General features: G+C 48.5%; 19 protein-coding genes and 3 tRNA genes. 8 read left to right on the top strand and 14 right to left on the bottom strand.

Translation table 11 applies throughout. The features are described 5' to 3' along the window. Positions 1-230: 230 nt before the first annotated feature. The gene (locus MTBMA_RS07140) at positions 231-4,673 is read left to right on the top strand and encodes a DUF11 domain-containing protein (protein ID WP_013296253.1); all 4,443 of its coding nucleotides are present in this window, start codon (positions 231-233) and stop codon (positions 4,671-4,673) included. A gap of 26 nt (positions 4,674-4,699) precedes the next feature. Here the strand turns inward: MTBMA_RS07140 and MTBMA_RS07135 are convergent, their stop codons facing one another. After that, entirely contained in the window at positions 4,700-5,356 is a 657-nt protein-coding gene (locus MTBMA_RS07135; protein ID WP_269879177.1) for a calcium/sodium antiporter, read from the bottom strand. A 369-nt stretch (positions 5,357-5,725) separates the two neighbouring features. Here MTBMA_RS07135 and hypD point away from each other — a divergent pair, with 369 nt between their 5' ends. From hypD to pscS, 6 genes are read left to right on the top strand one after another with little or no spacing between them, the layout of a single operon-like run. After that, a complete protein-coding gene (hypD, locus tag MTBMA_RS07130; protein WP_013296250.1) occupies positions 5,726-6,781 on the top strand; it encodes a hydrogenase formation protein HypD in 1,056 nt (351 codons plus the stop codon). Then, positions 6,781-7,452 carry a phosphoglycolate phosphatase gene (locus tag MTBMA_RS07125; protein ID WP_013296249.1) on the top strand — a complete coding sequence of 224 codons (672 nt, stop codon included), beginning with the start codon at positions 6,781-6,783 and terminating at the stop codon, positions 7,450-7,452. Before hypD ends, MTBMA_RS07125 begins: the two co-directional genes overlap by 1 nt. Beyond that, the gene (locus tag MTBMA_RS07120) at positions 7,452-8,744 is read left to right on the top strand and encodes a TldD/PmbA family protein (protein WP_013296248.1); all 1,293 of its coding nucleotides are present in this window, start codon (positions 7,452-7,454) and stop codon (positions 8,742-8,744) included. The genes MTBMA_RS07125 and MTBMA_RS07120 overlap by 1 nt, the downstream gene beginning before the upstream one ends. Before the next feature lies 1 nt (position 8,745). Next, the gene (locus tag MTBMA_RS07115) at positions 8,746-9,738 is read left to right on the top strand and encodes a radical SAM protein (protein WP_013296247.1); all 993 of its coding nucleotides are present in this window, start codon (positions 8,746-8,748) and stop codon (positions 9,736-9,738) included. Positions 9,739-9,758: 20 nt separating this feature from the next. Beyond that, positions 9,759-10,268 carry an NTPase gene (locus MTBMA_RS07110; protein ID WP_048901225.1) on the top strand — a complete coding sequence of 170 codons (510 nt, stop codon included), beginning with the start codon at positions 9,759-9,761 and terminating at the stop codon, positions 10,266-10,268. 2 nt (positions 10,269-10,270) lie between these two features. After that, entirely contained in the window at positions 10,271-11,407 is a 1,137-nt protein-coding gene (gene pscS, locus MTBMA_RS07105) for an O-phospho-L-seryl-tRNA:Cys-tRNA synthase (RefSeq protein ID WP_013296245.1), read from the top strand. A gap of 77 nt (positions 11,408-11,484) precedes the next feature. On the opposite strand, the gene MTBMA_RS07100 is transcribed toward pscS, so the two are convergent. The 4 genes from MTBMA_RS07100 to MTBMA_RS07085 all read right to left on the bottom strand — a co-directional run bounded on the left by MTBMA_RS07100 (position 11,485) and on the right by MTBMA_RS07085 (position 13,564). After that, positions 11,485-11,892 (bottom strand): transcriptional regulator, encoded by a 408-nt coding sequence (locus MTBMA_RS07100; RefSeq protein ID WP_013296244.1) that lies wholly within the window; start codon positions 11,890-11,892, stop codon positions 11,485-11,487. An 18-nt stretch (positions 11,893-11,910) separates the two neighbouring features. Further along, entirely contained in the window at positions 11,911-12,357 is a 447-nt protein-coding gene (locus MTBMA_RS07095; protein WP_238523363.1) for a universal stress protein, read from the bottom strand. Further along, positions 12,357-12,830 (bottom strand): TIGR00288 family NYN domain-containing protein, encoded by a 474-nt coding sequence (locus MTBMA_RS07090; RefSeq protein ID WP_013296242.1) that lies wholly within the window; start codon positions 12,828-12,830, stop codon positions 12,357-12,359. Before MTBMA_RS07090 ends, MTBMA_RS07095 begins: the two co-directional genes overlap by 1 nt. 80 nt (positions 12,831-12,910) lie before the next feature. Next, positions 12,911-13,564 (bottom strand): TetR/AcrR family transcriptional regulator, encoded by a 654-nt coding sequence (locus MTBMA_RS07085; protein ID WP_013296241.1) that lies wholly within the window; start codon positions 13,562-13,564, stop codon positions 12,911-12,913. Positions 13,565-13,706: 142 nt separating this feature from the next. Here MTBMA_RS07085 and mtrA point away from each other — a divergent pair, with 142 nt between their 5' ends. Continuing rightward, positions 13,707-14,264, top strand: a complete 558-nt coding sequence (gene mtrA, locus MTBMA_RS07080; RefSeq protein ID WP_013296240.1) for a tetrahydromethanopterin S-methyltransferase subunit A — start codon at positions 13,707-13,709, stop codon at positions 14,262-14,264. 73 nt (positions 14,265-14,337) lie between these two features. Here mtrA and MTBMA_RS07075 read toward each other — a convergent pair. From MTBMA_RS07075 to MTBMA_RS07035, 9 genes are all read right to left on the bottom strand, one after another. Further along, a tRNA-Ser gene (locus tag MTBMA_RS07075) sits at positions 14,338-14,422 on the bottom strand. Between the two features lie 36 nt (positions 14,423-14,458). Then, positions 14,459-14,543, bottom strand: a tRNA-Ser gene (locus tag MTBMA_RS07070). Positions 14,544-14,579: 36 nt separating this feature from the next. Continuing rightward, positions 14,580-14,664, bottom strand: a tRNA-Ser gene (locus MTBMA_RS07065). An 82-nt stretch (positions 14,665-14,746) separates the two neighbouring features. Beyond that, positions 14,747-15,055, bottom strand: coding sequence for a 30S ribosomal protein S10 (gene rpsJ / locus MTBMA_RS07060; protein ID WP_010876685.1), 309 nt, complete (start codon positions 15,053-15,055; stop codon positions 14,747-14,749). A gap of 35 nt (positions 15,056-15,090) precedes the next feature. Continuing rightward, a complete protein-coding gene (gene tuf / locus MTBMA_RS07055) occupies positions 15,091-16,332 on the bottom strand; it encodes a translation elongation factor EF-1 subunit alpha (RefSeq protein ID WP_013296239.1) in 1,242 nt (413 codons plus the stop codon). A gap of 110 nt (positions 16,333-16,442) precedes the next feature. Then, positions 16,443-18,635, bottom strand: coding sequence for an elongation factor EF-2 (locus MTBMA_RS07050; RefSeq protein ID WP_013296238.1), 2,193 nt, complete (start codon positions 18,633-18,635; stop codon positions 16,443-16,445). A gap of 17 nt (positions 18,636-18,652) precedes the next feature. Then, entirely contained in the window at positions 18,653-19,213 is a 561-nt protein-coding gene (gene rpsG, locus MTBMA_RS07045; RefSeq protein ID WP_013296237.1) for a 30S ribosomal protein S7, read from the bottom strand. Positions 19,214-19,218: 5 nt separating this feature from the next. Beyond that, positions 19,219-19,644, bottom strand: coding sequence for a 30S ribosomal protein S12 (locus MTBMA_RS07040; protein WP_013296236.1), 426 nt, complete (start codon positions 19,642-19,644; stop codon positions 19,219-19,221). A gap of 21 nt (positions 19,645-19,665) precedes the next feature. Beyond that, entirely contained in the window at positions 19,666-20,097 is a 432-nt protein-coding gene (locus tag MTBMA_RS07035; protein WP_013296235.1) for a NusA-like transcription termination signal-binding factor, read from the bottom strand. Between the last annotated feature and the right edge of the window lies 1 nt (position 20,098).

The following is a 20,098-nucleotide window of genomic DNA, read 5'->3' as shown; positions in this document are numbered from 1 at the left end:
TTTATTATATAAGTTTATTATATAAGTATTCATTCAAAATCGTCGGATTTTGAGGTGGCCATATATATCATGACATCAAAATATGGGCTTTCTGCCAATTTTTCTTCAGTTACGGCTGGATGCTATACTTTAATGATTTTCATGTAATACTGGAGTCATTTAGAACATTATAAATACAATGGCTTACATAAAAAATGTTTGTGTAAAAAAACTAAAGGGGGGGGTGAAAAATGAGAAAATTTACACTGACACTAGCGCTTCTTCTTCTAATGGTTGCAGTTGGAACTGCAAGCGCTGCAGACACTGACAACCAGACCGACTCGGATTCAGTTATCACTGGTACGGTAACATACTGTAACAGTACAGAACCATTTGAGGGCGCAGTTATAAATGTGGCGTCCATGAACGGTTCCAATCTTGCTTCAGGTGTAACAGGTCCTGATGGAAGATACTCTGTCAGTCTTCAGTCACCTGATAGGACATTTGTGGTATCAGCGGTTGCTCCCGGGCATGTGATACCATCAAAGACCGTGACCCTTGATGAATCAGGTAGGGCCACAGCTGACTTCAAACTCGGTACACTGCAGCTGACCAAGGGTTCATGGGATACCCTTGGACTTGACAATAACAATGTGAATGTTGGGCCAAACCAGTACCTGATCCAGATCAGGGTTAAGAACAATGCCCTAACAACTGCAAACAATGTAACAGCAAATTTAACCTTCACTTCAATAAATCCATACATTTATCTGGCTGCAAATGAAACCCCAAACAAATATCTTGGGGACATACCTCCAGGGGTCACTGTGGACGTCTTCTATCTTGTGGAGGTTTCAAGAAATACCCTTGCGTATCTAACATCAAGAAACTACACAGTAATGGTTGGTGGCACCAACACTGGATCAGCAGATACCATAAATGGTACACTATACGTGGAGAAACTTGTATCACAGAACCGTAACGATGTGGTCTCTATAACCGTGAGCAATCCCACACCAGCCATAGGGGATGTGATTGCTGTCACCGTTGTATCAACGACGGCTTCAGCCACCTATGATGTTGTTAACCTTCCACTTACAAACTACAACCCGGCTATTCTTCAGCCGCTGAATGTAACAGTAACATATGGGTCCAACACCAGCAACAATGTACGCCTTGACTCACCAGGGCAGACGAACTTTGTATCAGTCTGGCTCTTCAACGTGACCGGTGCTGGCGTAACAAGCCTCTTTGGTCTTATAACAGACAGGAGCGGTTCAAGTTACCACTACAACTCAGACTTTGGTGAGAACATAACCATAAAGGCTGTTGAGAAGGCAGACCTTGCCATAGCAAAGACTGTTGACAATGCAACACCCAATATTGGGGACACGGTTACTTTCACCTTGACGGTTGTAAATTATGGACCCAACAACGGTACAGGGGTTTATGTGATTGACAAACTTCCAGCAGGGCTCCAGTTTGTATCAGCGACTGCATCCAAGGGTACCTACAATAATAACACGGGCATATGGACCATAGGAAACCTCAACTACTTTGAAACGGTGACACTTAACATCACAGCCATGGTTGAAGCAACGGGAATCATAGTTAACAATGCCAATGTGACAGGTGATGTGTTTGATCCCAACATGGCAAACAACTATGCATCAGTAACACTGAATTCTCCACCAGCATCAGACCTCACCATAGACAAGTCCGTGAGCAATCCTGAACCCTACGTGGGTGAGACAATCCAGTACACGATCACAGTGAGCAACAGGGGTCCTGATAATGCACCGGGAGTTGTGGTGGAGGATATTCTACCTGCTGGTCTCATACTGGTCAGTGCAACACCATCCAAGGGCATCTATACCATGGGAACATGGTACGTGGGGACACTCAACTACCTTGAGGTGGCAACACTCACCATACTCGCGAAGGTCAACGCTACTGGCATCTTAACAAACTTTGCAAATGTAACATCACCGAACTTTGACCCGAACCTTGATAACAACAACGTAACACGGGATGTCTGCGGAATTCCTGTGGCGGATCTCCGCATCATAAAGAACGTGAATAACCCGAGGCCCAACTTCGGATCCAATGTGACTTTCACAGTTGCAGTTACAAATCTGGGTCCAAGCACGGCTACGGGAGTCAATGTGACTGATATACTGTCACCGGGACTCGTCTACCTCACCCACACGGTTACACAGGGTTCATACGACCCATTAACAGGGGTATGGACCATAGGAACACTGAACTATGCCGCATCAGCTCTGATGAACCTCACGGTCCTTGTTAACACCACGGGAGATTCAAATAACACGGTATTAGTGACCGGTAATGAATACGACCCGGACAGGACCAACAATGATGCCATATCAGTCCTTAATGCGGTATCAGCCGATCTCAGCATCCAGAAGACCGTTGACAGACCCGTTATAAACAACGGGGAAACAGCAACCTTCACAGTAACCGTGAGGAACGCCGGACCTGATACGCCATCAAATGTGGTTGTAACGGATCTTCTCCCGGCAGGTTTATCCATCATATCATACACGGTTACCCAGGGAACCTTCAGTGAGGCAACCCGCACATGGAATGTGGGATCACTTCCAGCCCTATTCCAGGCAACACTCACACTCTTTGTGAGGGCAACCCAGGCAGGATTCCAGACAAACATAGTCAATGTATCATCAGAACTGCCCGACCCAATGCCACAGGACAACGTTGATGCCGTTACAGTCGATGTGAGACCATCAGCAGATGTTAAGATCACCAAGACCGTGAGCAACACCGCACCGGACTTCGGTGAAACCGTCGTGTTCTACATCACGGTAACGAACCTTGGACCTGACACTGCCACAGTTGTGAGGACAGTTGACGGACTGCCAGCAGGCCTTATCTACCAGTCCCATGTGGCATCTGCGGGGGTCTACTTCCCAGAGTTCTATGTATGGACTGTTGATTCACTTGCACCTGGTGCCTCAGAGACACTCAACCTGACGGCCCTTGTTGACGCAACAGGTGAACTCATAAACACCGTCTCAGTAACAGCAACCGAATATGACCCTGACATGACCAACAACTACGCAGCAGCTGTAATTAACGGACGTCCACTTGCAGACATCGCGGTTCAGAAGACGGTCCTTTTAACACCCATCAAAAATGGACAGAGCACCAACTTCACTGTTACCGTTACAAATAACGGACCAAACGATGCAACAGGTGTTACAGTAACCGATATATTACCGGCAGCACTCACAATTGTGAGTTCAGAAGCATCACAGGGAACCTTCGCTGGCGGTGTATGGACAGTGGGCAACCTCGCCAATGGGTCATCAGCAACCCTAGTACTTGAGGTACTTGCAAATGCTGCTGGTATCTTCACCAACTATGTGAATGCATCAGCAGACGACCAGTACGATCCAGATATTTCAAACAACAATGCAACAGCGGTACTCACCGTTGACCCGGCTGCGGATGTTGCAGTCACTAAGACGGTTAGTAACAGTACACCGAACTTCGGTGATCTGATAACCTTCTATGTGACTGTTATGAACAATGGACCTGATAATGCAACAGGAATCACTTTAACAGAGAGCCTGCCTGCAGGACTTGTCTATGTGTCTCATGCGATATCACAGGGAGTATGCTATCCACTTGCATGCATATGGATAGTTGGGGATCTTGCTCCTGGTTCATCAGCGACTCTGAACTTCACTGTTCTTGTGAATAGGACTGGTGATGTTGTAAACAGGGTTCTTGCTGTGGGTGAAGAGTTTGATCCTTACCCTGAGAACAATACTGCTGAGGTTACGGTTAGGGTACCTGCGGCTGCTTATCTGGTGATTGATAAGGTGGTCAATGCGACTGTTGCTAACTTCACTGATACTGTGAGGTTTACGGTTTCAGTGAGGAATGATGGTCCTGATACTGCGGCTGGTGTTGTTGTCACGGATCTGCTTCCGGCTGGTCTTGTGTATCTGAGCCATGTTGCTAGTCAGGGTACTTATGACAGTGTGACTGGTGCCTGGATGGTGGGTTCAGTGGTTAAGGATGCTGTTGCAACGCTTGAGATTGTTGCGAGGGTTGCTGTTAGTAACACTACTCTGGTTAACATTGCGGATGTGACGGCGGATACCTACAACCCGAATCCGGATACAAGCGCCAATGCCACTGTAACAGTTAACCCAAGGGCAGAGCTCACCATTAACAAGACAGTGGATAGAAGGGCTGTGCGTGTGGGTCAGAACGTAAGGTTCACCATAACGGTAACCAACAATGGACCCGACACAGCACTCAACACAATGGTTACCGACAGGCTGCCAGATGCCATGAGGTACATATCCTCCAACGCCACCATGGGGTCATACAACCCTGCAACTGGTGTCTGGATGGTGGGAGACCTCCCAGCAGGTTCAAGTGCAGTCCTCGACATCGTGGTTCAGCTCATAAGGCGCGGCACATTCGTCAACGTTGCAACCGTGAGCTCAGGTTCAAGTGGGGGTAACAACACCACGGACGTTGAGATCGATGTTGAGCCATCACCAGGTCCAGGACCATCACCGGGACCATCACCGGGACCTAGACCTGTACCAATGAAGCCAACAGGAGCACCTTTAACTGCACTTGTTGCAGGAATGCTTCTTGTGGCAGCAGGTTCAGCGATATCCAGGAGAAAATAAACCCTTTCCTTTTATTTTTTTAGAATTCACCTTGTGATTGCTATTCTTAAGGCAGCATAGATTATGTATATAATGAGAAGCACGACTCCTTCCACTCTTCTAAGCTCCATATCCGTCCACATGAAGTACATTACAATAACTGTCACAACTATCAAAATGGGGGCATCAAGCACAACTGAGAGGGGCTCAACAGGAATTTTCACGAATAATGATGGAATCCCTATGCCTATGAGGATATTGAATATGTTACTCCCAAGTACAGTGCCCAGTGAGAGGCTGCACATATGCTTCCTTGCGGAGTTAACGGCGACAACAAGTTCAGCAAGGCTTGTCCCGATGGCAAGGGCAAACAGGCCGACTATCATCTCAGGAATATGGAGAACCACGGCAATTTCAACTGCGCTGTAAACCAGTACCCTGCAGAACACCACAAGCCCGGCGAAACTTAAAACTGCAGTTACAATGGTCTTCCAGCCAGCATCACCACCCTCTATGAGGTGGCTCGTGTAATATTTCCTCTGCTTCTTTATAAGAATTAAAAGGTAAACACAATAGATGCTGAGGAGAACGGCACCTGTAAGCGGGCCTATGGGTCCCATGGGCATGAAAGATGAAAGTATCAGGATGCTGAGAAGCCCGAATAGTCCATCCCTCCGGGTCATCCCTGTTTGTTGTAACAGCACAGGAGAGAGTGGCAGATATTCCTATGATACCTGCAATGTTCCATATGTTTGAAACTATCACCACACCCACACCGAGTTCAGGCTAACTGTAAGGACAGAGATCATGGCGGACCCGAATTCCGGTAGAGATGTCCCTGTAGCTACCCGTAACTCCCAGTATTATCTGGATATTCCAAGCGCCCTTCCAATATCAACGATCTTGTCCACAAAGATGTCCGGTGATCTTATAACACCGAGCAGTGAGGCGCAGAAGATTAGTATTAGGATGATGGGTGTCATGATTGATAATCCCCGTGCTTAATAAATCCACTGCCAGTTATATATATGGATCATGATAAATAGACCTTAACTGTAATTTGGTGGTAGCCTATGAAGAATCTTTCAAGGGAACTGGTTTCAAGGATACATGAGATATCACGTCCTGTTAAGATAATGCACGTCTGCGGTTCACATGAACACACTATAATGCAGCATGGAGTAAGATCACTACTCCCGGACGAGGTTGAGGTTGTGGCCGGGCCGGGGTGCCCTGTCTGCTGCGTACCTGCCCGGGAGATAGACGAGTGCATCGAACTTGCAAGGCAGGGCGTTACAATCACAACATTCGGTGACATGCTCCGCGTCCCTGGTTCGGAGGGGTCACTTGCTGATGCCAGGGCCGAGGGCGCCGATGTCAGGATAGTCTACGGGGTGGGAAATGCTGTGGATATAGCCCGGAAACTTGACAGGGAGGTGGTCTTCATGGCGGCCGGCTTCGAGACCACCGCACCAACAACAGCATCGGAGATACTGTCAGGCCCCCCAGAGAACTTTTCAGTCCTATCCTGCCACAGGCTGATACCTCCAGCACTCAAATTCCTCATAGAATCAGGTGAAGTTAACCTCAATGCCCTCATAGAGCCGGGCCATGTATCAACCATAATCGGCATGAAACCCTATGAGCCATTCTCAAGGGACTATGGAATACCGCAGGTCATAGCAGGCTTTAACCCCCTTGACATACTAATGGCAGTGTACATGATACTCAGGCAGATCGAAAGGGGCGAGGCAAAGGTTGAGAATGAATATAGGAGGGCCGTGAAACCTGAGGGTAACATAAAGGCCCAGCAGGCGATGGATGAGGTTTTCCGCATAACCGAGAGGGAGTGGAGGGGATTCCCTGTCATACCTGAATCTGTATATGAAATCAGGGATGAATTTTCGGATTTCAATGCAAGGGAAAAATTCGATATTGATGTTGCTGACGCCGTTGAGGTGCCAACTGGCTGCATATGCGGCGCAATACTGAGGGGAGTTGCAAGGCCAGAGGAATGCTCACTCTTTAAGACCCAGTGCACGCCCACGAAGCCTGTGGGGGCCTGTATGGTTTCAAGGGAGGGAACCTGCAACATAGCCTACCGCTACAGTTCATTCAGGGTGCAGTGATGAGGGCCATTGCGGTTGACATAGATGGCACAATAACAGACAGCTCCAGAAAACTGTGCATCAGCGCTCTCAGGGCCCTCAGGGGTGCTGAAAGAAAAGGAATCCCTGTCATAATCGTGACAGGGAATGTCCTGTGCTTTGCAATGGCAGCATCAGTCCTTATAGGGACAAGTGGTGATGTTGTGGCTGAAAATGGTGGTGTGATATACTCTGATGGGGGTATAAGGGTCCTGGGTGATATTGAAAAGGCAGAAACAGCCTACAATCACCTTAGGGAGATTCACCCTGTCAGGAAGGTCCAGTTCTCTGATCTCAGGTTATCTGAGGTTGCAATCACCAGGGAAATCCCTGTTCAGGCCATCAGGGAGGCCCTTGAGGGATTTGATGTTGAGGTCTATGACACGGGATTTGCAGTACACCTTACAGACCCTGAAGTGAATAAGGGCTCTTCTCTTAAACTTGTGGCGGAGTCAATGGGGATTGAAATGTCTGATGTCATGGCAATAGGGGACAGTGAGAACGATATTGAGTTCCTTGAAAGGGCGGGCTTCAGCGTGGCCGTTGCCAATGCAGACCCTGAGCTCAGGGAAATGGCAGATTATGTGACTGCAAGGGAATATGGTGATGGAGTTAGAGAGGCTATCCATAAATTTGCCGGGGTGGATATCTGATGTTTGATTTTGCCGAAAAGGCCCTCAAGCTGGCCTTAAGGAACGCTGAGATGGCTGAGGTCTACATTGAAAGGGAACAGACGGTTGATGTGGAGGTCCAGAGGGACCTCATAGACTTTGGTAAGATAGAATCCATGACAGGTATCGGTATAAGAGTACTTAATGGGGGCAGGATGGGCTTTGCATACACCTCAGATCCATCCAATCTCCAGCAAGCCGTTAAAATGGCCACAGAGAATCTCAGGCTTGCCGATCCAGATGAAAATTTTGGGTTTTCAGAGCCGGCCAGCTACCCCACCGTGAAGGAGATCTTTGACACATCATTCCTGGAACTGGACGTTGGGGAAGCTGCCAGTATCGCAGAGCTCATGGTTGATAAAACACTTGATGAGGGCTGCAGACCAACAAGCGGCGGGTTTTCAGCATCCATGGTTGAAACATTCATCCTGAACTCGGAGGGTGTTGAGGCTTCATCAAGGTCAACGGGATTCTCAGCATATATATCAGTGAATGCCGAGAAAAATGGGTCCAGGACAACGGCATATGAGTCTGATTCATCATGCAGCATGGACATAGACCCTGAATGGATAGCCGGAAGAGCCTGCAGAATAGCCAGGGATTCCCTTGGCGGTGAAAATGTTGAGAGTGGAAGGATGTCAGCTGTACTGGATTACCATGCAGCCGCAGGGTTGCTCGGCACATTTGCCGCGGCATTCAGTGCAGATAATGTTCAGAGGGGTAGATCCCTCCTGGCTGATAGAATCGGCACTGAAATAACATCCCCTGAACTGAGCATATATGATGATGGTACGCTGAGGGGTGGTCTTGGCTCATCACCCTTTGATGGGGAGGGTACACTATCCCAGAGAACACTCCTTGTTGCCGATGGAGTCCTTGAGGGCTACATACACAGCATCTACACTGCATCTAAGGGTTCATGTGAGAGCACAGGTAACGGGCTTCGAAGCTACTCTGACATACCCATGGTTTCAACCACAAATTTCGTCCTTGAATTTGGGGATGAGGTTCCAGTTGATGATTTCAGCGGGATATACGTGACTGATGTGCTGGGTGCCCACACAGCAAACCCTATCTCAGGTGACTTCTCGGTTGAGGCCAACAACGCCTTCCTTATGGAGGGTGGCGAATTCACGCCGGTGAAGAAGGCAATGCTCTCTGGTAACATATTCGACCTTATGAAGAACGTCTCATCCACAGACCTTGAGAGAAGGCAGATTGGAGACTTTGTAACAGCACCCCTCATTGTTGAGGGAATCCATGTAACAGGTTAAAATGTCACTTAAAGATGCTCTTGGCCACTACCTTGAGGTGAGGGACGGAAGGAAGGATGCAAGATTTCTTGAGGCAAAGGCCACTCCAGCATCATTCAACAGGGAGTCAGATACCAGTGAACTCTGGCGGGAACATGAAAGAATAGAGCAGGGCTTTGAGTGTTCGGGGGAGTGCAGAAGATCATTCCTTGATCTTAAAATTGAAATTGCAGAGAGGATGCTCAGGAAATGTTCACTGTGCCACTGGAGATGCGGTGTTGATCGTAACCTGAACCCTGGAAGATGCGGTGTCACATCACCCAGGGTTGCATCGGAGTTCCTGCACTACGGCGAAGAGGCGCCGCTGGTGCCCAGTCACACGATCTTCTTCTCGGGCTGCACAATGAACTGTGTCTTCTGCCAGAACTGGGACATATCACAGAACCCATCTGTGGGTGTCAGCATCCCTGAGGACCGACTCGCGGCCCTCATAGAGGAGCGGAGGCGGAGGGGTTCAGCCAACGTCAACTTCGTTGGGGGAGACCCAACCCCTGCACTACCCTACATTCTATGTGTCCTCCGGCGAATATCCATCAGCGTACCGGTGGTATGGAACAGCAACATGTACCTCTCACAGGAATCCATGAGGCTCCTGAGCGGTATCGTGGACCTCTACCTCACCGACTTCAAATTTGGCAACAGTGACTGTGCATTGAAACTTGCCGGCGTAGGGAACTACTTTGAGGTCGTATCAGAGAATCACCTCAGAATAAGGGGAGAAGATATGATAATAAGGCACCTGGTGATTCCAGGGCACATTGAGTGCTGCACAAAACCCATCATATCATGGGTCGCAGATAACCTTGGGAAGGATACCGTAATGAACATCATGGGCCAGTACAGGCCCCTCTACAGGGCATCATGGTACCCTGAACTGAACCGTTATCCATCCCGTGAGGAACTTGAAGAGGCGAGGCGATGGGCTCTGAGGGAGGGTATTGAAAATCTTATCTGAGGATAGTTGAGGTGAGCCATGTGAAGATTTTAATAACAGGAAGGCCTGGAAGCGGGAAGAGCACCCTTATTGAGAGAATAAAGGATTACCTGGAACTTTCGGGTCTTTCTACTGGGGGCATATTCACCCCGGAGGTGAGGGAGGGTTCATCAAGGGTTGGCTTTGAGGTTGTGGATATAAAATCAGGTAGAAGGGGTCTTCTTGCCTCGGTGGATAGCAGGGGGCCGCGGGTTGGAAGGTACGGTGTGAACGTTGAGGTTATTGATGAAATCGCTGTTCCAGCGATAATGAGGGCGCTGAAAGAGGACGACTGTGTCCTGATAGATGAGATAGCCCCAATGGAACTTAAGAGTGAGGGGTTCAGGAGGGCTGTGGAGGAGGCGCTGGATTCAGAAGTTCCTGTGGTTGCAGCGGTCCACAGAAAACTTGTTCAAAGTATAAGAAAGAGGGGTGACATAAGAGTATTTGTTGTGGCTCCTGAGAGCCGTGATCATGTTTATCGGAGGATCATTGATTTACTGGGTGATTGATTATGGAATGCGCTGATTATGGTATTACAAGGGCACTTGAGAGGGACAACCTCAACCTCAACCCCCTCCAGAGGGGCGGTGTTTTACCTGCAGCCGCCAGGAAGGCCCTCTATGAATTTGGGGATGGCTACAGTGTCTGTGATTACTGCGCTGGAAGACTGGACCAGGTTACAAGGCCGGCTGTGAACAGTTTCCTTGATGACCTTGCAGATTTCATAGACGCCGATGCTGTCAGGACTGTTCACGGGGCAAGGGAGGGTAAATTTGCGGTGATGCACGCCCTCTGCGAGGCTGGTGACACCATCGTTGCAGATGGAAACGCACACTACACAACACACCTCGCTGCAGAGAGAAACAACCTTGAGATTGTTGAGGTCCCATCAACAGGATACCCTGACTATGAGATAAAACCTGAGGCCTACAGGGAGGTCCTTGAGGATGTCGCTGACAGGGTTGATGTTAAACTTGCAGTTCTAACACATGTGGATGGTAATTACGGTAACCTCACCGATGCAGAGGAGGTAGCCAGGATATGCAGAAAGATGGGTGTCCCACTTCTCCTGAACTGCGCCTATTCCATGGGGCGCCTCCCTGTTAAACTCAGAGAAATCGGAGCGGACTTTGTTGTTGGAAGCGGGCACAAGAGCATGGCGGCCTCTGGACCGATAGGTGTTCTTGGGATGAGGTCTGAATGGGAGGACACCCTTCTCAGAAGGTCAGGGAGGCATGAGAAGAAGGAGATTGAGATGCTGGGCTGCACATCACGTGGAGCACCACTTGCCACCCTCATGGCTTCCCTTCCACACGTTGTGGAGAGGGTTTCCAGGTGGGACGATGAGATTAAAAAAACCCGGAAACTTGTCTCTGAACTCGAGGAAATGGGGGGTATAAGGCAGATTGGTAAGAGGCCCAAGGAACACGACCTTGTGAGGTTTGAAACCCCCGTATTCCACGATATCGCATCTTCACATCCCAGGAAGGGGTTCTTCCTCTACGAGGAACTTAAGAAGAGGAGGATTGTGGGTATAAGAAGGGGTCAGACCAAGTGGTTCAAGTGCAGTGTCTATGGGATGACAGATGGGCAGGTTCAGTATGTCATTGACTCCTTCAGGGAGATCATCGAAAAAAACAGGAATTAAATTTTTGTCATGGGAAATGGGGTTAAATCATGAACTTAAGAAGAACAGGAATTGAATCAATAAAACAGGGAATTTACCTATAGTATAACAGGGAACTGTATTTCCCTTACCTTTTCATGGTATATCTCCCGTGGCGCCCCTATTATGTCAATTCCGTTCTCCTCTGTGTAAGCTATGAGCTCCTCATAGGCTTCATTCCGGTTTTCAGTGTATTCTTTAAATATGACGGTGTGTTCGGGGATCGTAACAATTTTAATGTCACCGGCACCCTCTGATTCGCCCTTTATGGGTATTCCGGCATCATACCGGCCATCATCCTTGAGGGGGCTTGTGTAGAATATCACCACCGGGTCACCTGCTATTTCAAGGTCCTCTGATGAGATGAATTCCATCACATCTTCAATGATTTCACCGGTTTTGCTTAAGGGTCCGCTGAAGGTTATAAGCGCCAGTTTCTCATCACTTAATGTCTTTTTTCCTATCATTGAATCACCTTCACTTATTTACCCAACCACCAGTATGGGGGTTTCTGCAGATTTAAGAACCTTACGCGTTATGCTTCCTGATATTATGCGGTCGAGGCCGTGTTTACCTGAACTGCCCATGACGACCAGGTCCACATCCTCATCCTCCATTGTCTCGAGGATAACCTCTGCAGGGTTGCCCTCAAGTATCTGGGTATCTAGTTTGCACTCCTTCATCCTACCATTTTCCTGCATTGATGAAAATTCGTCCTTGAGGATGGATATTGCCTTCTCTGACTGTTTTCTGAGTATCCTTTCAATGCGCCTGCTGATATCCTCATCCCAGACCTTCCTGTAGGATGTGTCAACTACACTTATCCCGAGGATATCTGCACCGCTCATCTCTGCAATTCTGAATGCGTGTTCTGTTGCCTTCCTGGCGTCATCTGAGCCATCTGTGGGTATCAGTATTCTCCGGTACACCATCAGACACCTTCACCTATGAGTTTTATGGAGTCATCTGCCGAGTTCTGGAGTGCTATGCTGAACCCGGGCTCTGCACCTATAACAAGGGTTTCCTTCCCGTTCTCCTTTGCTATGTTTATTAGGGGGAGGAAATCTGCATTACGGGTCATCAGTGCAACCACATCAATGTGGGGGTTATGTATGAGTTCAAAGGCCTCCACTGCAAGCTGGACATCCACGTCCCCTGCGACTATCATGGGAGAAAAGCCCTGGTTTACAACTGCCTCGATGAGTTTATCTGAGGCGTACTGATTGAGGAGGACCTTACCCACCCTGAGGTTTCCCCTGTCAACCAGAAGGTTCTTAACAAAGTCAAGGTCTGAGCAGAATTCCTTTCTGAGCATGTTTGGACCATCCACAAGGAGTCCAAGATTCTTTTTATCTTCCTGGCTGTTGTCTATTATCACGAAGTTAGCTTCATCATCCATATTCATTCTTTTCCTCACGCATATCGTTACTTTAAATACAGATTGTATCTAAAACCTTATATAGTTATTTATGTTGTGGCTGCTATTCATGAGTCTCCGCTTTCTGGCTTCTGATTTTTCAGGGCCGATTCAAGGAATATCTCAAGGTCCCTCCAGAATCTGTCCCTACCGATTTTTCGAGCCTCAAGAACCATCCTTGATGTGAGGTCGAGGTTGAGGGAATTTATGGCCAGTGTATGTATGTATATGGATAGCTCAACTGGGTCGAGGTCACTGCGAATGCTGCCGTCCTTCATACCCTCTATGATTGCCTCAACCATGAGTCTCCACATCCCTGTACGGAGATCCACTATCTCCCTTGCATCCTCAGTTTCGCTCATCTCAAATCTTTCTGTGCCACTGTAGCAGTATATCCTGAAGTAGTCAGGGTGTTCCTTTGAGAATCTGTAAAGGGCGTCCACCATGGCCTTAACCTTGCCGTAACCGTCTGTTTCAAGTTCTGAACATTCTGAGTACATCTTGTGGAGTATTCTTACACCGTAGAGGTTAACGGCGAAGAAAAGGGCCTCCTTATTTTTGAAGTAATAGTAGAGGAGTGCCTTGTTTACCTCCGCCCTTTCTGCTATTTCATCCATGGTCACATTGTCGTAGCCCCTCTCGAAGAATGCCTTCTCAGCAGCCCTTATTATCTGCATCTGTCTTTTCTGCCTTTCACGTTCTCTCCTGGAAGTCGGGGCCATCTTGATTCACCTTTTCTGTATCTGTAGGATATCTGTTCTGCGGGTTTAAAAGACTTTTACCGGAAGATTTATATATTTTTAACTACAAGTTAAACTTTAACCAGAAGTTAAAAATTAACTGATGGTTAAAGAGGTGTTTGTAATGGTTGACAAGAAGGTTGACAAGAAACCGGTACCCGAGGACTGGCCCCACATAGTTGGGGACTATGTGGTTGGTGATGCCGAAAGTCCGGTTGCGGTTGTCACCCTCGGGTCCCACATGGAAGATGAGCCTGTAAGGGCAGGCGCAGCGATTTCAGGTCCACTGCACACAGAGAACCTTGGAATAGAGAAGGTCGTTGGTAATGTAATTGCAAACCCCAACCTCAGATTCCTTCTTGTATGCGGTGCGGAGGTCATGGGTCACATCACTGGTCAGACCATGAAGGCCCTCCACAGCAATGGGGTTGATGGAGAAACCGGGAGGATAATCGGGGCCACCGGTGCCATCCCCTACATAGAGAACATGCCTGATGAGGCCATAGAGAGGTTCCGAAGGCAGGTGGAACTTGTTGACATGGTAGATGTTGAGGATCCCGCTGCAATAAGAGAAAGAATAGGGGAGTGTGTGGTGCATGACTCAGGGGCAATTGATGAGGAGCCCCTCATTTTAAGGCCTTCTGAGGATCTGAATAAAAATAAACCCGATGAAAACACCTGATTACTTTTTTTAAGGGTCCAGACCGCCACTCTAATGGCGGTCTCTTCCTCCTATATTTTAAATTCTTATTCTACGCCGGGACTGGGATTTGAACCCAGGCGGAGCATGGCTCCACAAGATTTCCAGTCTTGCGCCTTACCTGGCTAGGCTATCCCGGCAGAATAAGTTATTAGTTTTAGAAAAAGGTTTTTAAGCGCCGGGACTGGGATTTGAACCCAGGCGGAGCATGGCTCCACAAGATTTCCAGTCTTGCGCCTTACCTGGCTAGGCTATCCCGGCAGAATAAGTTATTAGTTTTAGAAAAAGGTTTTTAAGCGCCGGGACTGGGATTTGAACCCAGGCGGAGAGAATCTCCACGGGATCTCAAGTCCCGCGCCTTACCTGGCTAGGCTATCCCGGCAGCATCAGATAAAAGAGATTGATAAACTCTTATTTATATAGTTTTTGGTCCATGAATTTGGTTATAGGGGTTTGCACCCCAGTTAACTCTTGAGTTCTATTTCTATGCTGACGTTGTCAGGTACATTGACCTTCATGACCTGACGCATTGCCCTTTCATCGGCCTCTATACCCACAAGTCTCTTGTGGATCCTCATCTCCCATTTCTCCCAGGTTGCGGTTCCCTCACCATCAGGTGATTTCCTTGTTGGGACAACAAGCCTCTTGGTTGGGAGGGGTATTGGGCCTGACATGTCCACGCCTGTCCTCTCAGCGATCTTCTTCAGCTGGTCACAGACGTATGCCAGTTTTTCAGGGTCTGTCCCTGTGAGTTTAATCCTTGCTTTGTGCATCTGAATCCTCCTTTAAAAAAGGGAAGGGATGGGGTTTATTTTGCTGGTACAAGGTCTATACACATTCCAGCAGCCACTGTCTGTCCCATGTCCCTTATGGCGAACCTTCCCATGTGTGGGATGTCCTTTATCTTTTCAATGACCAGTGGCTTGGTTGGTTTGACCTTCACGACAGCAGCGTTACCTGTTTTGAGGAAGTCAGGGTTTTCCTCTTCAACCTGACCTGTTGCAGGGTTCATTTTCTGCACAAGTTCAAGGAATGTGCAGGCAACCTGTGCTGTGTGGCAGTGGAATACAGGTGTGTAACCGACTGTTATGACACCAGGGTGCTGAAGAACGACGATCTGTGCTGTGAACTCCTTGGCAACCTTTGGTGGGTTGTCCAGGTGTCCTGCAACGTCTCCCCTTCTGATGTCGTTTTTACCGACACCCCTTACGTTGAAACCTATGTTGTCACCGGGCTCTGCCTGGTCGATCATCTCGTGGTGCATCTCGATGGACTTGACCTCTCCACTGACACCTGCTGGTTCAAATATGACGTTTTCACCCTTCTTGAGTGTACCTGTCTCCACACGTCCAACAGGAACTGTACCCACACCTGTGATGGAGTAGACGTCCTGTATGGGTATCCTCAGTGGAAGGTCCACAGGTTTTTCAGGTGCTTCAAGTTCGTCTAGTGCTTCAACGAGTGTTTTACCCTTGTACCATGCTGTGTTGTCGCTCTTGGTTGTTATGTTGTCACCCTCGAAGGCTGAGAGTGGTATGAATTCAACGTCGCTTGGCTTGTAACCAACTGTTTTGATGAGGGCTGCAACCTCATCCTTGAGGGCGTTGAATTTTTCTTCGTCGTAGTTAACGAGGTCCATCTTGTTGATGGCCACTATGAGCTGGTTTATACCCAGTGTCCTTGATAGGAAGACGTGCTCCTTGGTCTGGGGCATTACACCGTCGTCAACTGCCACCACAAGGACTGCGGCGTCTGCCTGGGATGCACCTGTAATCATGTTCTTAACGAAGTCACGGTGTCCAGGGCAGTCCACGATGGTGAACTCATACTTGTCTGTTTCGAATTTTGCGTGTGCAAGGTCGATTGTAACTCCCCTTTCCCTTTCTTCGGAGAGCCTGTCCATGACGAACCTGAACTTGTCCTCACCGTCAGCCAGCTGCTGCTCGGCGATTGCCCCTGCCTGGAGGAGCAGGTGTCCCACTAGTGTGGATTTTCCGTGGTCTACGTGTCCAATAAACGCCAGGTTCATGTGTTCTTTTTCTTTAGCCATATTATACCTCCATATGTGATGATTTAGCCTGATCTAGATTCAACACCTACACGTGTTGTTTGTCTAAGGTAATTTCCTATATTCCTTTTAATTATATAAGTTTAATGGGGTTAACCCAGGTAGTGGTCTGCCCTGTATGGCTCAGGACTTAGACCCTTCCTGGTCCTCACTTCCCTTATTATCGCGTGCTGCAGTTCATTTGGCAGCTTCTCGAATCCAGCGTTCTCTGTTGACCAGAGACATCTTCCCTCGGTGGCTGACCTGATATCACCTGCGAATCCGAACATCTCTGCCACAGGCACCACGGATTCAACGGTTACCATGTCACCCTCCTGGGTCATGTTGACGATCTGCCCGCGCCTGTTCTGTATTTCACGGGTTGCGCTTCCCATGTAGTCCTGGGGCACGTTGATGAACACCTTCTGTATGGGTTCAAGCACTGTGGGCTCGGCAGACATCATGGCACCGAATATACCCTTCCTTATGGCGGGTAAAACCTGGGCCGGACCCCTGTGGACTGCGTCCTCGTGGATCTTGGCGTCCATGAGCTTTATCTTAACACCCATAACCTTTTCCTTGGCGATGGGGCCGTTGTCCATTGCACTTTCGAAACCATCAAGGAGGAGTTCCTTTATCTCGTCGAGGTACTGGATACCACGGGTCATGTTGATGAAGAGGTTCTTCTCATAGACGTCCCAGACCCTTCTGGCCTCTTCTTTGTCCATACCTGCCTCTATGAAGTCTTTAGAGGCTTCTTTACCCTTGACGCGGCCCTCTTTTATCTTACCTTCCTGTATCGCCTGCATCACTGATTCTTCGACGGGTTCAATTTCTATGTAGAATCTGTTGTGCTTGTTGGGCGATTTACCCTCAACCGGGCCTGCGGTTCCTGAAACCGTTTCCCTGTACACCACTATGGGCTCTGAGGTCTCTATCTCAACACCCTTCTCGTTTATCCTGTAGGCTATGATCTCAAGGTGAAGTTCACCCATACCTGATATGAGGTGCTCACCGGTCTCCTCGTTGATCTCAACCCTTACCGTTGGGTCCTCCTTACCAACCTGTCTGAGGACCTCTATGAGTTTTGGAAGGTCCTTTGTATTCTTGGCCTCAACCGCAACTGTAACCACAGGTTCTGATATGTGCTCGAGGCCCTCGAAGGCCTTTATCTTCCTTCCTGTGTCACAGATGGTTTCACCTGCAACAGCATTTTTGGCACCGGTTATTGCGACTATGTTACCTGCAGGAACCTTGTCGGTGTTGACCCTCTCGGGTCCCATGTAGACACCGACCTGCTGGACACGTGCCTTGCTGTGTGAACCAACAAGGAAGACCTCGCTTCCCTTCTCTATTGTACCACCGTAGACACGTCCGGTTGCAACTTCCCCTGCATGTTTGTCTATACTGACATCTGTAACCATAACCGCAAGGGGACCGTCAGGGTCTGTTTTGAGCATGGCCTGTCCTTCCTCGCTTTCAAGGTCCCCTGACCATATGATGGGCACCCTGTATGCCTGGGACTTGGCAGGGCTTGGGAGGTGCTCAACCACCATTCCCAGGAGCACCTGGTGGAGGGGTACCTTCTGGGCGAGTTCCTTCTGGTTGTCATCCGTACAGTACTGGTAGATGTCGTTGAAGTTTATACCTGTCTCCTGCATTATAGGGACGTTTATGGCCCAGTTGTGGTATGCTGAACCGAAGGCAACGCTTCCATCCTCCACACGGACCTGCCATTTTTCCCTGAATTCCTCAGGGGCCATGTTCTTGATGAGTTTGTTTGCGTTGGCAATGATCTTTATGAACCTCTCCTGGAGCTCACTGGCGTCCAGTTTGAGTTCATTTATGAGCCTGTCAACCTTGTTGATGAAGAGGACGGGTCTAACGTTTTCCTTGAGGGCCTGTCTGAGCACGGTTTCTGTCTGGGGCATTATACCCTCAACTGCGCATACGACAACAACGGCACCGTCCACAGCCCTCATGGCCCTTGTAACGTCACCCCCGAAGTCCACGTGACCCGGGGTGTCTATGAGGTTGATGAGGTATTCTTCTCCGTCATAGGAGTGGACCATTGAAACGTTTGCAGCGTCAATGGTTATCCCCCTTGCCTGTTCCTGTTCGTCGAAGTCAAGGAAACGCTGATCCCCTGCCAGTTCGGCGGAGATCATCCCTGCACCAGCCAGGAGGTTGTCTGAGAGGGTTGTTTTACCATGGTCTATGTGCGCCACTATACCGATGTTACGGATGTATTCCGGCTGGTACATGAGCTCCTTAATCTTGCTAATCATTTTTGCACGTCTGCTCACTAAAACCACCTGTAAGTTTAATGTGCGGATCTGGCTATCCTTTCTTTCTCTTCCTTCTTCTGGATTGCGAAGCTTCTGGTGTCGTACTCTGCAGCCAGCATTATCTCGTTTGCCAGGCACTCCTCTATGGATTTCTTGTTCTTGAATGCCGCCTGCATTGCACCCTTGGTTATGAATCCGAGGGACAGGTCCACCCTTCTCTGTGGGGATATGTCAACCGCAACCTGGTAACCTATACCACCGTACTTGATCCTTGTGGTCTCCTCCCGTGGGGAGGTGTTTTCAACGGCCTTTACAAGGATCTGGACCGGGTTCTCCTTGGTCCTCCGGTTTATGATTTCAAAGGCCTCCTTCACTATCTTGTAGGCCTTGTTCTTTTTACCTGAGTTCCTCTCGGTCCTCATAACCTTGTTTATCAGTCTCTCAACTATTGAAACCTTTGATTTTGCAAACTGCCTCTTAACGTGTCTTCCCATTGTATGGGGAACCAGGATACTGTCAAGGCATATGTACTTTGCAAGGCCCATATCCTCAACCTTGACTTCCTCAAGTTCCCATTTATCAAAAACTAAACTCATAAGGATTACCTCACAGGTTTTTCTATTTTCCCTTTAACCATTTCCTGCAGGGAAACATTGTTGACCTTTGTAACCTTCCACCTGACACCGGGAATATCACCCATGGACCTTCCTGATGGTCCACCAATACCCTCAACAACGACCTCATCGTGTTCATCAATAAAACCAATAGCGCCGTCTCCAGGTGCGAAGGCTGTGATCTGTTTACCGTTTTTGATTAACTGGACCCTCACACATTTTCTTATTGCTGAGTTTGGCTGTTTTGCCTCTATACCCACCTTCTCAATCACTATACCCCTTGCCTGGGGTGCGCCTTCAAGTGGGTCGGCCTTAACATCAAGGCGGAGTGATCTCCTCTTGTAGTGGGTGTCCTTCCATCTGAATTTCTGCCTCTTGCTTTTGAGTTTTTTTGCTGCGAATAATCCTGGCAAATAAGATTCCTCCTATAAGATTTATTTTATTATAATATTGCTTATGTTGTGCTGTCTTCTGGCCAGTAACCTGGCCCTCTCAATGTTCTGTCCGCCGCGTCCAATGGCGATTCTCTTATTCTTTGGATCGGTTTCCACTGTGGCTATCTTTTCACCGTTTTCCTTCTGGAGTATCCTGATGCTCCTTATCTTGGCGGGCGCCATGAGGTTCTTTATGAACTCCACGGGGTCACTGGAGTGTTCGATTACCTCAACACCCTTGTCGAGCGCCTTCTGAACCTTGGCCACTGTACTTCCCTTTTTACCGATGGCAAGGCCCATATCACCCTTTTTCACAAGGAATGTTACCTTGCCGTTTTCGTCATCCACAATGCAGTCCTTCACCATTGCACCGGTCATGCTCTCAAAGAGTGCAATGTATCTTATCTCGTTTGTGGTAAATTTGATGGTCACA

This window comes from Methanothermobacter marburgensis str. Marburg, assembly GCF_000145295.1.
GTDB classification, from domain to species: Archaea; Methanobacteriota; Methanobacteria; order Methanobacteriales; family Methanothermobacteraceae; genus Methanothermobacter; species Methanothermobacter marburgensis.
The sequence above is the reverse complement of the archived record's forward strand: the minus strand, read 5'-3'. Positions and strand labels throughout refer to the sequence as shown.

What these genes read in the sequence shown, in the direction of transcription:
- MTBMA_RS07140 (WP_013296253.1), top strand. Translation starts at nt 231, where the DNA reads ATGAGAAAATTTACACTGACACTAGCGCTTCTTCTTCTAATGGTTGCA.
- hypD (WP_013296250.1), top strand. Translation starts at nt 5,726, where the DNA reads ATGAAGAATCTTTCAAGGGAACTGGTTTCAAGGATACATGAGATATCA.
- MTBMA_RS07125 (WP_013296249.1), top strand. Translation starts at nt 6,781, where the DNA reads ATGAGGGCCATTGCGGTTGACATAGATGGCACAATAACAGACAGCTCC.
- MTBMA_RS07120 (WP_013296248.1), top strand. Translation starts at nt 7,452, where the DNA reads ATGTTTGATTTTGCCGAAAAGGCCCTCAAGCTGGCCTTAAGGAACGCT.
- MTBMA_RS07115 (WP_013296247.1), top strand. Translation starts at nt 8,746, where the DNA reads ATGTCACTTAAAGATGCTCTTGGCCACTACCTTGAGGTGAGGGACGGA.
- pscS (WP_013296245.1), top strand. Translation starts at nt 10,271, where the DNA reads ATGGAATGCGCTGATTATGGTATTACAAGGGCACTTGAGAGGGACAAC.
- MTBMA_RS07100 (WP_013296244.1), bottom strand. Translation starts at nt 11,892, where the DNA reads ATGATAGGAAAAAAGACATTAAGTGATGAGAAACTGGCGCTTATAACC.
- MTBMA_RS07095 (WP_238523363.1), bottom strand. Translation starts at nt 12,357, where the DNA reads ATGGTGTACCGGAGAATACTGATACCCACAGATGGCTCAGATGACGCC.
- MTBMA_RS07090 (WP_013296242.1), bottom strand. Translation starts at nt 12,830, where the DNA reads ATGAATATGGATGATGAAGCTAACTTCGTGATAATAGACAACAGCCAG.
- MTBMA_RS07085 (WP_013296241.1), bottom strand. Translation starts at nt 13,564, where the DNA reads ATGGCCCCGACTTCCAGGAGAGAACGTGAAAGGCAGAAAAGACAGATG.
- mtrA (WP_013296240.1), top strand. Translation starts at nt 13,707, where the DNA reads ATGGTTGACAAGAAGGTTGACAAGAAACCGGTACCCGAGGACTGGCCC.
- rpsJ (WP_010876685.1), bottom strand. Translation starts at nt 15,055, where the DNA reads ATGCACAAAGCAAGGATTAAACTCACAGGGACAGACCCTGAAAAACTG.
- tuf (WP_013296239.1), bottom strand. Translation starts at nt 16,332, where the DNA reads ATGGCTAAAGAAAAAGAACACATGAACCTGGCGTTTATTGGACACGTA.
- rpsG (WP_013296237.1), bottom strand. Translation starts at nt 19,213, where the DNA reads ATGAGTTTAGTTTTTGATAAATGGGAACTTGAGGAAGTCAAGGTTGAG.